The sequence below is a fragment of the Streptomyces sp. NPDC050448 genome (assembly GCF_040655295.1).
Classification (GTDB): domain Bacteria; phylum Actinomycetota; class Actinomycetes; order Streptomycetales; family Streptomycetaceae; genus Streptomyces.
The window spans coordinates 23,374-37,250 of the sequence record NZ_JBFAJR010000054.1; the positions used below are offsets into that span (position 1 = coordinate 23,374).

A 13,877-nucleotide genomic window follows, 5' to 3' on the forward strand; every position below is an offset into this window, starting at 1 on the left:
GGCCACAAACGGGGAAGCCCTCGCCGGGCCGGGCACGTACCCTTTTCTGTTGTGCCGAACGCCAACGAAGACAACCCCAGTGCCCTGAGTCAGGTGCAGCACCGCGCGGTCAGTGAACTGCTGCGGGTCGCCCCTGTCGCCGACGAGCTCGGCCGCCGGTTCCACGACGCGGGCTTCCGCCTCGCCCTGGTCGGCGGGTCCGTACGCGATGCGCTGCTCGGGCGTCTCGGCAACGACCTCGACTTCACCACCGACGCCCTCCCCGGGGACGTTCTGAGGATCGTCCGGCCGTGGGCCGACTCGGTGTGGGACGTCGGTATCGCCTTCGGCACCGTCGGAGCCCAGAAAGACGGCTTCCAGATCGAGGTGACCACGTACCGCTCGGAGTCGTACGACCGCACCTCGCGCAAGCCGGAGGTCTCCTACGGCGACTCGATCGAGGCGGACCTGGTCCGCCGCGACTTCACCGTGAACGCGATGGCGGTCGCGCTGCCGGAGAAGGAGTTCGTGGACCCGTACGGCGGCCTGGAGGACCTCCAGGCGGGCGTTCTGCGCACTCCCGGGACCCCGGAGGACTCCTTCTCCGACGACCCGCTGCGGATGCTGCGTGCGGCGCGTTTCGCCGCCCAGCTCGACTTCGAGGTCGCCCCCGAGGTCGTGGCGGCGATGAAGGCGATGTCCGACCGGATCGAGATCGTCTCGGCGGAGCGGGTACAGGGCGAGCTGAACAAGCTGCTGCTGTCCGCGCACCCCCGCACGGGCCTGGGCCTGCTCGTGGACACCGGGCTGGCCGACCACGTGGTGCCCGAGCTGCCCGCGCTGCGCCTGGAGAGTGACGAACACCACCGGCACAAGGACGTCTACGACCACTCGCTGATCGTGCTGGAGCAGGCGATCGCGCTCGAGCAGGACGGCCCGGACCTGGTGCTGCGGCTGGCGGCCCTGCTCCACGACATCGGCAAGCCGCGGACCCGCCGGTTCGAGAGCGACGGCCGGGTCTCCTTCCACCACCACGAGGTGGTGGGCGCGAAGATGACCAAGAAGCGGATGACCGCGCTGAAGTACTCCAACGACATGGTCAGGGACGTGTCCCGGCTCGTGGAGCTGCACCTGCGCTTCCACGGCTACGGGGACGGCGAGTGGACCGACTCCGCGGTGCGGCGCTACGTCCGCGACGCCGGCCCGCTCCTGGACCGCCTGCACAAGCTGACCCGGTCCGACTGCACCACCCGCAACAAGCGCAAGGCCAATGCCCTCTCCCGCACCTATGACGGTCTCGAGGAGCGCATTGCGCAGTTGCAGGAGCAGGAGGAGCTCGACGCCATCCGGCCCGACCTGGACGGCAACGAGATCATGCAGGTTCTGGGCGTCGGCCCCGGGCCGGTGATCGGCAAGGCCTACGCGTTCCTGCTGGACCTGCGGCTGGAGAACGGCCCGATGGAGCGCGACGCCGCCGTCGGAGCCCTCAAGGAATGGTGGGCCGCGCAGGCCTGATACGGCGGCGGCCACCCCCGAGGGTGCATCACGCTTTCGTGCGGGGCGATGTTTCACGTGAAACATCGCCCCGCCGCTTCAGGTAGACCGCCGTCAGCGCGTAGAGGACGGCCACGCTCACGATCAGCTGGACGGACTGCCCGTCCGCGGGGAGCATGAGGGCGGCCACGGCGGCCGCACCCACGAACGCGATGTTGAACAGCACGTCGTAGACGGAGAACACGCGGCCGCGGAAGTCGTCGTCCACATGGGACTGGATGGCCGTGTCGGTGGAGATCTTGGCGCCCTGGGTGGCGAGGCCGAGTACGAAGGCTGCCACCAGCATCGGTCCGGGCGTGAAGGACAGACCGAGCGGGGGCACCAGGACCGCGGCCCCGGCGGAGCAGGCCGTGATCCAGCCGCGGGTGCCCAGCCGGCCCACCAGCCAGGGGGTGACGACGGCGGCCGTGAAGAACCCGGCCCCGGAGACGCCGACGGCGATGCCCAGCAGGGCGAGGCCGGCGGACTCCGTGTCCGACCAGGAGTAGCGGCAGAGCGTGAGCAGCATCACGAACAGGGCCCCGTAGCAGAAGCGCATCAGGGTCATGGCGGTGAGCGTCTGGGCCGCCTCGCGCCGGGAGACCAGGTGCCGCAGCCCTTCGACCATGCCGCGAACGGTCAGGGCGACCCCCTCGGCGACCGACGGGTGGACCCGTCCGGCAGGGTGGTCCGGTCCGAGCAGCCCCACGGCCAGGCGCAGCGAGACCAGGGCCGCACAGAGGTAGAGCCCGGCGCCGAGCAGCACCACCACGGCGTTGGAGTCGGAGGCCAGCAGCTGGACGAGGAAGGCGAGCCCTCCTCCGGCGACCGCCGAGAGCGTTCCGGCCGTGGGTGAGAGCGAATTGGCGGTGACCAGCTGGGCGGGGTCGACGACGTGGGGCAGGGACGCGGCGAGCCCGGCCAGGACGAAGCGGTTGACGGCGGTCACCGACAGGGCCGAGGCGTAGAAGAGCCAGTCGGGGACGTGCGCGACGATCAGGACGCCGGTGATGCAGGCGAGGAACGCGCGCAGCAGGTTGCCGTAGAGGAAGACCTGGCGGCGGCGCCAGCGGTCGAGCAGCACCCCGGCGAAGGGGCCGATCACCGAGTACGGCAGCAGCAGTACCGCCATGGCCGAGGCGATCGCCGCGGGCGAGGTCTGCTTCTCGGGGGAGAACACCACGTAGGTGGCGAGCGCCACCTGGTACACGCCGTCGGCCGCCTGGGAGAGCAGCCGTACGGCGAGCAGGTTGCGGAAGTCCCTCAGGCGCAGGAGTACGCGCAGATCACGTACGACAGGCATGAGGGCAAGGGTCACATACGCGGAGGGTCCCCGGGCACATTGCCCGGGGACCCTCCGCGGAAGAACAGTCGAAGACCAGGTGTCCGGAGACCCTTGGGGTCCGACCTAGCGCTCGACCTCGCCCTTGATGAACTTCTCGACGTTGGCCAGGGCCTCGTCGTCGAAGTACTGCACCGGCGGGGACTTCATGAAGTAGCTCGAGGCCGACAGGATCGGGCCACCGATGCCGCGGTCCTTGGCGATCTTCGCGGCGCGCAGGGCGTCGATGATGACACCGGCGGAGTTCGGGGAGTCCCACACCTCGAGCTTGTACTCGAGGTTCAGCGGGACATCGCCGAAGGCGCGGCCTTCGAGGCGGACGTAGGCCCACTTGCGGTCGTCGAGCCACGCGACGTAGTCGGACGGGCCGATGTGGACGTTCTTCTCGCCGAGCTCACGGTCGGGGATCTGCGAGGTGACGGCCTGCGTCTTGGAGATCTTCTTCGACTCGAGGCGGTCGCGCTCGAGCATGTTCTTGAAGTCCATGTTGCCGCCGACGTTGAGCTGCATGGTGCGCTCAAGACGGACACCGCGGTCCTCGAACAGCTTCGCCATCACGCGGTGCGTGATGGTGGCGCCGACCTGCGACTTGATGTCGTCGCCGACGATCGGGACACCGGCCTCGGTGAACTTGTCCGCCCACTCCTTGGTGCCGGCGATGAAGACCGGGAGGGCGTTGACGAAGGCGACCTTGGCGTCGATGGCGCACTGGGCGTAGAACTTCGCCGCGGCCTCGGAGCCGACGGGCAGGTAGCAGACCAGAACGTCGACCTCGCGGTCCTTGAGGACCTGGACCACGTCGACCGGGGCCTCGGCGGACTCCTCGATCGTCATGCGGTAGTACTTGCCCAGGCCGTCCAGGGTGTGGCCGCGCTGCACGGTCACACCCGCGTTGGGGACGTCGCAGATCTTGATGGTGTTGTTCTCGCTGGCGCCGATGGCGTCCGAGAGGTCGAGGCCGACCTTCTTCGCGTCGACGTCGAACGCGGCGACGAACTCGATGTCACTCACGTGGTAGTCGCCGAACTGGACGTGCATCAGACCGGGGACCTTGGCCGCCGGGTCGGCGTCCTTGTAGTACTCGACGCCCTGCACCAGCGAGGCGGCGCAGTTGCCCACGCCGACGATGGCTACGCGAACCGAACCCATTCCGGTTGCTCCCTGTTTGTTCTCGGACGAGGCCTGCGAGATGCAGACCTCACTTTGCAGTTTCGTCGGGCGGACCGGGTCGTCTCCGATCCCGTCCCGCCCGCTCACTCTCGATGAGCTCGTTCAGCCAGCGCACTTCGCGCTCCACGGACTCCATTCCGTGCCGCTGCAGCTCAAGCGTGTAGTCGTCGAGGCGCTCCCGCGTACGGGCGAGTGAGGCGCGCATCTTCTCCAGGCGCTCCTCCAGCCGGCTGCGGCGGCCCTCCAGGACCCGCATGCGCACTTCCCGCTCGGTCTGACCGAAGAAAGCGAAGCGGGCGGCGAAGGACTCGTCCTCCCAGGCGTCGGGACCCGTGTGGGCCAGGAGCTCCTCGAAGTGCTCCTTACCTGCGGCCGTCAACCGGTAGACGATCTTGGCTCGGCGCCCTGCGAGTGAAGTGGCGAGAGCGTCTTCCGGGGCGTTGCCCGGTTCTTCGATCAACCAGCCGTTGGCGACCAACGTCTTGAGGCAGGGGTAGAGCGTTCCGTAGCTGAACGCCCGGAACACCCCCAGCGAGGTGTTGAGCCGCTTGCGGAGCTCGTACCCGTGCATGGGGGATTCGCGAAGCAGGCCGAGGACGGCGAACTCGAGGATGCCTGAGCGCCTGCTCATCCGCCTGCCTCCTTCGCCCCTGAGTTTTATACCGAGCTGATGTATCGGCTCGATACATCCAGACGATAGAACGGGCCGTCTTCGGCGACAAGGGGTGATGTGGTGACCGGTGTCACATCACCAATTCGTACCAGGCGACTTGCCTGATTTGGGGTGAACTTCGGCACTGTTCGGGTTTTGAGCGTGCGTAGTCTGTGGGCCATGACAACGGGGGAACCGGAATTCACCTGCCGCTTCCAGGCCACTCGCCTGCCCGAGGAGTAGTCGTTCGATGAGCGAGCACCGCCGTAAACCGCCGCAGCCCGAGGACGGCGGACGCACCGCGGCCCGCCGGGCCGCCCAGCAGCGCCCTGGTCGGGGCGCCGGGCCCGCACGTGACGTCCCCACCGCGTCACACAGCGGACCGTACGCAGAGCCGCCGGGCCGCGCCGGGCGTGCCGGGGCGCGCCGGGCCGCTCCCAGCGGATCCGGAGGCCGCGGACGCGGCGCCGGCCGCGGCTCGGGCCGCCCGGACAAGCGACTGATCAACTACCCGCGCTCCGACAAGAACGGCTGGCAGCGGTTCGTGCCGTCGTGGAAGCTGGTCTGCGGCACGATCCTCGGCTTCTTCGCCCTCATCACGGCGGGCGCCGGCATCGGCATCGCCTCGGTGAACAAGCCCGACCCGAACAAGGCGGCCCAGGCGCAGAACAACGTCTTCTACTGGGCGGACAAAACCCAGATGGTGGCCACGGGCGGTTCGATGAACCGGCAGATTGTGGGCATCGACAAGATCCCGCTGTCGATGCAGAACGCCGTGATCTCCGCGGAGAACGAGTCCTTCGAGACGGACAAGGGCGTCGACCCGATGGGTATCGCCCGCGCCGTGTGGAACATGGCCAAGGGCGGCTCCACCCAGGGCGGCTCGACCATCACCCAGCAGTACGTGAAGAACACGTACCTGGACTCCGGCCAGACGCTGAAGCGGAAGGTCACCGAGCTCTTCATCTCGATAAAGCTGGGCGTGTCCGAGGAGAAGGACACGATCCTCGCGGGCTACCTCAACACCGCCTACTACGGCCGGGACGCGTACGGCATCCAGGCGGCCGCGCGAGCCTACTTCGGCAAGGACTGCAAGGACCTCACGCCGTCCGAGAGCGCCTTCCTGGCCTCCATGCTCAAGGGCCCCAACCTCTACAACCCGGACGGCGGCATCGGTGCCGCGGCCACCCCCGAGAAGAACACCGAGCGGGCCAAGCAGCGCTGGGCCTGGGTACTGGACCGCGAGGTCGCGGTGGGCCGGATGCAGAAGGCCGACCGGGACCAGTACAAGGAGTTCCCCAAGATCGTCGACTCCGAGCAGGCCCGCAGCCTGTCCGGCCAGACCGGCTACCTGGTCGAGACGGCCAAGCAGTACGTGATGAAGGTCACGGGCATCACGGCCGACGAGATGGCCCGCGGCGGCTACCAGATCAGGACCACCTTCCAGAAGCCGAAGGTGGACGCCCTGGTCAAGGCCGTCGAGGAGACCCGCAACGACTTCCTGGACGAGAAGGCCCGTCCCGAGTACGACACCTTCGTCCAGTTCGGCGCCGCCTCCGTGGACGTGAAGACCGGGGCGCTCGTGGCTCTGTACGGCGGCCCGGGCATGGACAAGAAGTACTTCAGCAACAACGCCAACACCGTCGGCGTCCCGGTCGGATCTACCTGGAAGCCGTACGTCCTGGCGGCCGCGATGCAGTACGGCACCCAGAACTCGAACGGCGAGGGCATCTCGGCCGACAGCAAGTACAACGCGAACGACCTGACCGTGATCAACAACCGCGACGGCAAGCCGCTGCGGGACGCCTCCGGCAAGCCGTTCAAGCAGAAGAACGAGAGCAGCTACCCCTACGGATACGTGACCCTCAACGAGGCGATGGAGAAGTCCATCAACGTGCCGTTCGCCCAGCTCGTCTTCGACGTCGGCCACAGCAAGGTCCGGGATGTGGCCCAGGCCACGGGCATCCTCAAGGACTCGATGAACCCGAACGACGACGCCTCGTTCGCCCTCGGCACCTCGACCCCGAGCGCCATCCGCATGGCCGACTCGTACGCCACCTTCGCCGCCTCCGGCACCCACCACGAGCCGTTCTCGGTGACCAGCGTCGAGAAGGACGGCAAGGAGCTGCCCGGCTTCGGGGCTCCCAAGGAGCAGCGGGCGATGGACAACTCCATCGCCGACAACATCACCAAGGTCCTGCGCAACGTCGTCGAGAACGGCACCGGAACCAAGGCGAAGAAGCTCGGGCGGCCCGCCGCCGGCAAGACCGGAACCACCGACCAGAACAAGTCGGCCTGGTTCGTCGGCTACACCCCGGAGCTGTCCACCTCGGTCACCCTGTTCCGTACCGACCCGAACTCGGCGGACAAGAAGCTGATCTCCATGAACGGCGTCGGCGGCATCGACTCCATCCACGGTGGCGACATCCCGGCCGCGATCTGGACCGAGTACATGAAGGAAGCCCTCAAGGGCGCCCCGGTCAAGGACTTCCCGGAGGCCGACAAGATCGGCGTCACCGCCGATGCCTCCGGTGCCCCCTCGCCGACCCCGTCCTTCTCCCCGTCGCCGTCCGCGTCGATGCCCTCGCCCTCGGCAAGCTCCTCGCCGCCGGTCTCCCCGACCCCGTCGAAGGGCGGCAAGCCGTCCTGCAAGCCGTGGGAGCTGTACTGCGTCCCGCCCACCAGCGGCACCACCACCGGGGGCGCCGGCGGATCCAGCGGATCGCCATCGCCGACGCCATCGGGTAAACCGGGCCGACCAGGCGGCACCACTTGGGGGACCTCGGTGGGGACCTCGGGCTGACCCGCCTCCCCCCTGCTCCGACGAGGGCCGTCGCACACGGTGCGGCGGCCCTCCCGCATGCCCGGCCCCGTACGGCAGGATGAGCGCATGACCAAGGTGCACGAGGACCGGCCCGTACTGCCCACCCAGCAGGACGAGGTCGCCGCGGCCGGCAGCGAGTTCCTCGGCGGCCCGATGGGCCGCTACGCCCGGCTGGGCGGCCACTGGCTGACCCCGGTCCGCGTGGTGGTCCTCTTCGCCCTCGGGATGTTCGCGCTCGGCATGGTCCAGAAGCTGCCCTGCTACGACTGGGCGTGGTTCCGGGGAGCAGGCTCGCAGTACACCCACGCCTGCTACTCCGACATCCCGCACCTGTTCGCCGTACGCGGCTTCGCCGACGGGCTCACGCCCTACTTCGACCGGCTGCCCGGCGACATGGAGTACCTGGAGTACCCGGTGCTCACCGGGCTCTTCATGGAGGTCGCGTCCTGGCTGACCCCCGGCAGCGGCTCCATGCAGCACCGCGAGCAGATGTACTGGATGGTCAACGCGGGGATGCTGATGGCCTGCGCGGCGGTCATCGCCGTGTGCGTGGCCCGCACCCACCGCCGCCGGCCCTGGGACGCGCTGCTCTTCGCCCTCGCGCCCGCCTTCGCGCTCACCGCGACGATCAACTGGGACCTGCTGGCCATCGCCCTGACCGCCGCGGGGATGCTCATGTGGTCCCGCGGCCGGACCCTGCTCTTCGGCGTCTTCATCGGCCTGGCCACCGCGGCCAAGCTCTATCCCGTACTGCTGCTCGGCGTGCTGTTCGTGCTGTGCTGGCGGGCCGGGAAGTGGCGGGCGTTCGGCTCCGCCGCCCTCGGCGCGGCCGTCTCCTGGCTCGTGGTGAACCTGCCCGTCATGCTCCTCGCCTGGGACGGGTGGAAGAAGTTCTACACGTTCAGCCAGGAGCGCCCGATCGACTTCGGCTCCGTGTGGCTGATCATCTCCCAGCGCTCCGGGAACCCGCTGCACGACGCCAACACGTACGCGACGGGCCTGACGCTGCTGCTGTGCGCGGGCATCGGACTGCTGACGCTGACCGCCCCCCGCCGTCCCCGCTTCGCCCAGCTGGCCTTCCTGGTCGTGGCCGCCTTCATCCTGGCGAACAAGGTCTACTCGCCGCAGTACGTGCTGTGGCTCATCCCGCTGGCGGCGCTGGCCCGGCCGCGCTGGCGGGACTTCCTGATCTGGCAGGCCGGCGAGGTCGTCTACTTCCTCGGGATCTGGCTGTACCTCGCCTACACGACCAGCGGGGACAAGCACCAGGGCCTGCCCGTGGAGGGCTACCAGCTGGCGATCGCCGCCCACCTGCTGGCGACCCTCTACCTGTGCGCGGTGGTCGTGCGCGACATCCTGATGCCCGAGCGGGACGTCGTACGCCGCGACGGATCGGACGACCCGTCCGGCGGGGTCCTGGACGGGTCCGAGGACGTGTTCGTGCTGTCGGACGCCGCGAGGGCGCCGCAGGACGCGGCGCCCTCGCAGGGACAGCGGGTCGAGTGGGGCATGGCCCCCAGGGACTGACCGCCCCTTTCACCGACCGGGTGCGCTTCAGGCGTCGAGCACCCGGTCGAACTGCGTGGTGGTGTGGCGCAGGTGCGCCACCAGCTCGTCGCCGACCTTCGGCTCGGGGGCGTCCGACGGCACGAACAGGATCGACACCTGCATGTGCGGGGGCTCCGCGAACCAGCGCTGCTTGCCCGCCCACACGAACGGAGAAAGGTTCCGGTTCACGGTGGCCAGGCCGGCCCGGGCCACGCCCTTGGCACGCGGCATCACGCCGTGCAGGGCCTTGGGCGCCTCCAGGCCCACCCCGTGCGAGGTGCCGCCCGCGACCACGACCAGCCAGCCGTCGGAGGCGGCCTTCTGCTGCCGGTAGCCGAACCGGTCGCCCTTGGCGACGCGCGTGACGTCCAGCACGGCGCCCCGGTACTCGGTCGCCTCGTGGTCGCCCAGCCACAGCCGGGTGCCGATCCGCGCCCGGAAGCGGGTCTGCGGGAACTGCTGCTGCAGCCGTGCCAGCTCCTCGGCCCGCAGGTGGCTGACGAACATGGTGTGCAGCGGCAGCCGGGCCGCGCGCAGCCGGTCCATCCAGCCGATGACCTCCTCGACGGCGTCCGAGCCGTCCGGGCGGTCCAGCGGCAGGTGCAGGGCGAAGCCCTCCAGCCGCACGTTCTCGATCGCCGAGTGCAGCTGGCCCAGGTCCTGCTCGGAGATGCCGTGGCGGCGCATCGAGCTCATGCACTCGATGACCATGCGGGCGCCGACCAGGCCGCGGACCCCGTCCAGCGAGGACACCGAGCGGATCACCCGGTCCGGCAGCGGCACCGGCTCCTCGCCCCGCCGGAACGGGGTGAGGACGAGCAGGTCGCCGCCGAAGAAGTCCTTGATGCTGGCGGCCTCGTACGTGGTCCCGACGGCCAGGACGTCGGCGCCCAGCCGGGTCGCCTCCTCGCACAGCCGCTCGTGGCCGAAGCCGTAACCGTTGCCCTTGCAGACCGGGATCATCCCGGGGAACTGGTCCTGGATCTGCTTCTGGTGCGCACGCCAGCGCGCGGTGTCGACGTAGAGCGTGAGCGCCATGCCCGTCCGGAGCCTCTCTTTAAAGCTGCCTGTGCAGCGGTGCGGTGTGTGGGATGCGGCAGGAGGTCAGCGGCGCGACATGTAGATGTCGAGCGCCTTGTGCAGCATCTTGTTGAGCGGGAAGTCCCACTCGCCGACGTACTCGACGGCCTCGCCGCCCGTACCGACCTTGAACTGGATCAGGCCGAACAGGTGGTCGTTCTCGTCCAGCGTGTCACTGATGCCGCGCAGGTCGTAGACGCTGGCACCGAGCGCGTACGAATCGCGCAGCATGCGCCACTGCATCGCGTTCGAGGGCCGCACCTCGCGCTTGTGGTTGGCGGATGCGCCGTACGAGTACCAGACGTGCTGGCCGACGGTGAGCATCGTGGCGGCGGCCAGCGGCTCCCCCTCGTGGGTGGCGATGTACAGCCGCATCCGGTTGGGGTCCTCGGAGTTGAGGGCCGTCCACTGGCGCTGGAAGTAGCTGAGCGGGCGCGGGCGGAACTTGTCGCGCTCGGCCGTGATCTCGTACAGGTGCTGCCAGGTCGGCAGGTCGTCGTAGCCGCCCTGGACGACCTCGACGCCGGCCTTCTCGGCCTTCTTGATGTTGCGGCGCCACAGCTGGTTGAAGCCCTTGAGGACGTCGTCCAGCGAGCGGTTGGCCAGCGGTACCTGGAACACGTAGCGGGGCTGGACGTCGCCGAATCCGGCGCCGCCGTCCTCGGCCTGCTGCCAGCCCATCCGGCGCAGTTTGTCGGACACCTCGAACGCGCGCGGCTCGATGACCGAGGCTTCCACGTCACGCAGGCGCTTGACGTTCGGGTCCTGGATACCGGCCTTGATGGCCGCCGAGTTCCAGCGGCGGATCACGACGGGCGGGCCCATCTTCACGGTGAAGGCGCCCTGGTGCTTGAGGTGGGCCAGCATCGGCTGGAGCCACTCCTCCAGATTCGGGGCGTACCAGTTGATGACCGGGCCCTCGGGAAGGTACGCGAGGTACCGCTTCACCTTGGGCAGCTGCCGGTACAACACGAGGGCAGCGCCGACCAGTTCGTCGTTCTGGTCGAACCATCCGAGGTTCTCGGACCGCCACTCGTTCTTCACGTCGGCCCACGCCGGGACCTGGCAGTGGCTAGCCGAGGGCAGGCTCTGGAGGTATCCCAGATGCTGCTCTCGGCTGATGGTCCTCAGGGACAGGCTCATGCGGGGCGTCTCCTCCGGCGGCTTCGCTGGCTATGGCGCGAAGCCTACTGCGACAAGGGCGCCACCCATCTGGGGGACGGGCCAGGCATTGGCCCGGCCCGGGCCGGTGAGAGGCCGGCGCCCTGTCGCGGAGGTACCCCGGTCAGCCCGCCCAGCCGCCGAAGAGACCGCCGTGCGCCATGCCGAGATAGAAGCCCACGCCCGAGGCGCCAAGCCCGATGATCAGCGCGAAGCGCTCGCGTGTCGTCTCCGAGATGAACTGTCCGTACGCGCCGGTCAGGATGCCGACGAGCCCGGTCCACGAGCTGAGCAGGTGCAGATTGTCGAAGAAGCCCGTGACGAACGCCACGGCGCCGAGGACCAGCGTGACCACCATGAGCGTGTCCTGCAGCGGGTGGGGCTTGCCGTCGGTCGCGAGGAGCGAGATGGAGGACTGAGGTCGCATTGCCTGTGCCATCGGAAGGCACCTCCTGGCTGAAGCAGAGCGGTGCTGCGGAGCAGCCCCCGGCGGGAGCCGGGGGCATAGCACCGAGCACACCCGATCCATACAGAGTGTGGCCTCCTCCTGCCGGATTTCAACCGGAAGGAGTCGAGCAGGTAGTCTGTACGGTCTGCGCGGTGTCTGTTCTCGGACGCCGTGCGTACGCATCACGACCCTCCTGCCACGGAACGACCGTGGCCGCTGAGTCCAAAGGAGGTGGGTTCCACATGCGTCACTACGAAGTGATGGTCATCCTCGACCCCGATCTCGAGGAGCGCGCTGTCTCCCCGCTGATCGAGAACTTCCTCTCCGTCGTCCGTGAGGGCAACGGAAAGGTCGAGAAGGTCGACACCTGGGGCCGTCGTCGTCTCGCTTACGAGATCAAGAAGAAGCCCGAGGGCATCTACTCGGTCATCGACCTGCAGGCCGAGCCTGCGGTCGTCAAGGAGCTTGACCGACAGATGAACCTGAACGAGTCGGTTCTCCGGACCAAGGTCCTTCGCCCCGAGACCCACTGAACTTCGGTTCAGCGGTAATCGGGACCGAGTAGCACAGCAGCCCAGCAGCAAATCCCCGCCGAGAGGTTCATCCATGGCAGGCGAGACCGTCATCACGGTCGTCGGCAATCTCGTCGACGACCCCGAGCTGCGCTTCACCCCCTCGGGTGCGGCGGTCGCGAAGTTCCGTGTCGCGTCCACCCCCCGCACCTTCGACCGCCAGACCAATGAGTGGAAGGACGGCGAGAGCCTGTTCCTGACCTGCTCGGTGTGGCGGCAGGCGGCCGAGAACGTCGCCGAGTCCCTTCAGCGGGGCATGCGCGTCATCGTGCAGGGCCGGCTGAGGCAGCGGTCGTACGAGGACCGTGAGGGTGTCAAGCGCACGGTCTACGAGCTGGACGTCGAGGAAGTCGGCCCCAGCCTGAAGAACGCCACGGCCAAGGTCGCCAAGACCACCGGCCGCGGTGGCCAGGGTGGATACGGCGGCGGCCAGCAGCAGCAGGGCGGCGGCGGTGGCTGGGGCGGAGCCCCCAGCGGCGGCGCCCCGCAGGGCGGCGGAGCTCCCTCCGACGACCCGTGGGCGTCCAGCGCGCCGGCCGGCGGTCAGCAGCAGCAGGGCGGCGGGGGCGGCTGGGGCGGAAGCTCCGGCGGCTCCAACGGCGGCTACTCGGACGAGCCTCCCTTCTAGGGAAGCTCGCATCCCCACTTCTTGATCACACAGGAGAGACACAATGGCGAAGCCGCCTGTGCGCAAGCCTAAGAAGAAGGTCTGCGCGTTCTGCAAGGACAAGACCGCGTACGTGGACTACAAGGACACGAACATGCTGCGGAAGTTCATTTCCGACCGCGGCAAGATCCGTGCCCGCCGCGTTACCGGCAACTGCACGCAGCACCAGCGTGACGTCGCCACGGCCGTGAAGAACAGCCGTGAGATGGCGCTGCTGCCCTACACGTCCACCGCGCGATAAGGAAAGGGTGACCGACTAATGAAGATCATCCTGACCCACGAGGTTTCTGGCCTCGGTGCCGCCGGCGATGTCGTCGACGTCAAGGACGGTTACGCTCGCAACTACCTGGTCCCGCGTGGTTTCGCGATCCGCTGGACCAAGGGTGGCGAGAAGGACGTGGCGCAGATCCGCCGCGCCCGCAAGATCCACGAGATCGCGACCATCGAGCAGGCCAACGAGGTCAAGGCCAAGCTCGAGGGCACGAAGGTCCGTCTGGCCACCCGCTCGGGTGACGCCGGCCGTCTCTTCGGCTCCGTGACCCCGGCCGACATCGCCACGGCGATCGAGGCTTCCGGTGGTCCGAAGGTCGACAAGCGCCGCGTCGAGCTGGCTGCGCCGATCAAGACCCTCGGTTCGTACCAGGTCTCCGTGCGTCTGCACGCCGAGGTCGCCGCGAACGTGGGCGTCGAGGTCGTCGCCGCCTAAGGGCTGCACACGAAGGGCCGCACCCCTGTGGGGTGCGGCCCTTCGTCGTTTCCGGGGATCGGCGGCCGTTGTTTCACGTGAAACAGGACCCGCTGTTTCACGTGAAACAGGGCGGGCGGGTGTACCTGAACAAACGGGGGGCGGCTCGCCGGGGCGCCCCCCCGCCCCGCCCCCCCGGCGGGCGGGCCGGGCGCG

At 68.7% G+C, this 13,877-nt stretch carries 13 protein-coding genes; 7 read left to right on the top strand and 6 right to left on the bottom strand.

From position 1 onward, the window contains the following. Nucleotides 1-51: 51 nt before the first annotated feature. Complete coding sequence (locus tag AB0I68_RS36280) at nt 52-1,494, top strand: CCA tRNA nucleotidyltransferase (protein ID WP_363181667.1); 1,443 nt, start codon at nt 52-54, stop codon at nt 1,492-1,494. Nucleotides 1,495-1,522: 28 nt separating this feature from the next. Here the strand turns inward: AB0I68_RS36280 and AB0I68_RS36285 are convergent, their stop codons facing one another. From AB0I68_RS36285 to AB0I68_RS36295, 3 genes are all read right to left on the bottom strand, one after another. Next, complete coding sequence (locus AB0I68_RS36285) at nt 1,523-2,815, bottom strand: MFS transporter (RefSeq protein ID WP_363181668.1); 1,293 nt, start codon at nt 2,813-2,815, stop codon at nt 1,523-1,525. Nucleotides 2,816-2,920: 105 nt separating this feature from the next. Beyond that, entirely contained in the window at nt 2,921-4,003 is a 1,083-nt protein-coding gene (locus tag AB0I68_RS36290; RefSeq protein ID WP_363181670.1) for an inositol-3-phosphate synthase, read from the bottom strand. 49 nt (nt 4,004-4,052) lie between these two features. Beyond that, nucleotides 4,053-4,655 (bottom strand): helix-turn-helix transcriptional regulator, encoded by a 603-nt coding sequence (locus tag AB0I68_RS36295; RefSeq protein ID WP_363181671.1) that lies wholly within the window; start codon nt 4,653-4,655, stop codon nt 4,053-4,055. Between the two features lie 271 nt (nt 4,656-4,926). Between AB0I68_RS36295 and AB0I68_RS36300 the strand changes: the two genes are divergently transcribed. Next, on the top strand, nt 4,927-7,479 hold the full coding sequence (locus AB0I68_RS36300) for a transglycosylase domain-containing protein (protein WP_363181672.1): 2,553 nt from the start codon (nt 4,927-4,929) through the stop codon (nt 7,477-7,479). Between the two features lie 87 nt (nt 7,480-7,566). Then, nucleotides 7,567-9,027: a glycosyltransferase 87 family protein gene (locus AB0I68_RS36305; protein ID WP_363181673.1), complete on the top strand. Its 1,461-nt coding sequence runs from the start codon at nt 7,567-7,569 to the stop codon at nt 9,025-9,027. A 27-nt stretch (nt 9,028-9,054) separates the two neighbouring features. On the opposite strand, the gene AB0I68_RS36310 is transcribed toward AB0I68_RS36305, so the two are convergent. From AB0I68_RS36310 to AB0I68_RS36320, 3 genes are all read right to left on the bottom strand, one after another. Continuing rightward, nucleotides 9,055-10,086, bottom strand: coding sequence for an alanine racemase (locus tag AB0I68_RS36310; RefSeq protein ID WP_363181674.1), 1,032 nt, complete (start codon nt 10,084-10,086; stop codon nt 9,055-9,057). Nucleotides 10,087-10,152: 66 nt separating this feature from the next. Further along, nucleotides 10,153-11,271, bottom strand: coding sequence for a peptidoglycan bridge formation glycyltransferase FemA/FemB family protein (locus tag AB0I68_RS36315; RefSeq protein ID WP_363181675.1), 1,119 nt, complete (start codon nt 11,269-11,271; stop codon nt 10,153-10,155). Between the two features lie 142 nt (nt 11,272-11,413). Beyond that, a complete protein-coding gene (locus AB0I68_RS36320) occupies nt 11,414-11,728 on the bottom strand; it encodes a hypothetical protein (RefSeq protein ID WP_363181676.1) in 315 nt (104 codons plus the stop codon). A 251-nt stretch (nt 11,729-11,979) separates the two neighbouring features. Here AB0I68_RS36320 and rpsF point away from each other — a divergent pair, with 251 nt between their 5' ends. The 4 genes from rpsF to rplI all read left to right on the top strand — a co-directional run bounded on the left by rpsF (nt 11,980) and on the right by rplI (nt 13,682). Next, nucleotides 11,980-12,270, top strand: a complete 291-nt coding sequence (rpsF, locus tag AB0I68_RS36325; protein ID WP_004950685.1) for a 30S ribosomal protein S6 — start codon at nt 11,980-11,982, stop codon at nt 12,268-12,270. Between the two features lie 73 nt (nt 12,271-12,343). Further along, complete coding sequence (locus tag AB0I68_RS36330) at nt 12,344-12,937, top strand: single-stranded DNA-binding protein (RefSeq protein WP_363181677.1); 594 nt, start codon at nt 12,344-12,346, stop codon at nt 12,935-12,937. Nucleotides 12,938-12,980: 43 nt separating this feature from the next. Beyond that, complete coding sequence (gene rpsR / locus AB0I68_RS36335) at nt 12,981-13,217, top strand: 30S ribosomal protein S18 (protein WP_005315025.1); 237 nt, start codon at nt 12,981-12,983, stop codon at nt 13,215-13,217. Nucleotides 13,218-13,235: 18 nt separating this feature from the next. Further along, the gene (rplI, locus tag AB0I68_RS36340) at nt 13,236-13,682 is read left to right on the top strand and encodes a 50S ribosomal protein L9 (protein WP_030292603.1); all 447 of its coding nucleotides are present in this window, start codon (nt 13,236-13,238) and stop codon (nt 13,680-13,682) included. Nucleotides 13,683-13,877 lie beyond the last annotated feature (195 nt).

What these genes read in the sequence shown, in the direction of transcription:
- AB0I68_RS36310 (WP_363181674.1), bottom strand. Translation starts at nt 10,086, where the DNA reads ATGGCGCTCACGCTCTACGTCGACACCGCGCGCTGGCGTGCGCACCAG.
- AB0I68_RS36305 (WP_363181673.1), top strand. Translation starts at nt 7,567, where the DNA reads ATGACCAAGGTGCACGAGGACCGGCCCGTACTGCCCACCCAGCAGGAC.
- AB0I68_RS36290 (WP_363181670.1), bottom strand. Translation starts at nt 4,003, where the DNA reads ATGGGTTCGGTTCGCGTAGCCATCGTCGGCGTGGGCAACTGCGCCGCC.
- rplI (WP_030292603.1), top strand. Translation starts at nt 13,236, where the DNA reads ATGAAGATCATCCTGACCCACGAGGTTTCTGGCCTCGGTGCCGCCGGC.
- AB0I68_RS36295 (WP_363181671.1), bottom strand. Translation starts at nt 4,655, where the DNA reads ATGAGCAGGCGCTCAGGCATCCTCGAGTTCGCCGTCCTCGGCCTGCTT.
- AB0I68_RS36300 (WP_363181672.1), top strand. Translation starts at nt 4,927, where the DNA reads ATGAGCGAGCACCGCCGTAAACCGCCGCAGCCCGAGGACGGCGGACGC.
- AB0I68_RS36330 (WP_363181677.1), top strand. Translation starts at nt 12,344, where the DNA reads ATGGCAGGCGAGACCGTCATCACGGTCGTCGGCAATCTCGTCGACGAC.
- AB0I68_RS36320 (WP_363181676.1), bottom strand. Translation starts at nt 11,728, where the DNA reads ATGGCACAGGCAATGCGACCTCAGTCCTCCATCTCGCTCCTCGCGACC.
- rpsF (WP_004950685.1), top strand. Translation starts at nt 11,980, where the DNA reads ATGCGTCACTACGAAGTGATGGTCATCCTCGACCCCGATCTCGAGGAG.
- rpsR (WP_005315025.1), top strand. Translation starts at nt 12,981, where the DNA reads ATGGCGAAGCCGCCTGTGCGCAAGCCTAAGAAGAAGGTCTGCGCGTTC.
- AB0I68_RS36315 (WP_363181675.1), bottom strand. Translation starts at nt 11,271, where the DNA reads ATGAGCCTGTCCCTGAGGACCATCAGCCGAGAGCAGCATCTGGGATAC.
- AB0I68_RS36285 (WP_363181668.1), bottom strand. Translation starts at nt 2,815, where the DNA reads ATGCCTGTCGTACGTGATCTGCGCGTACTCCTGCGCCTGAGGGACTTC.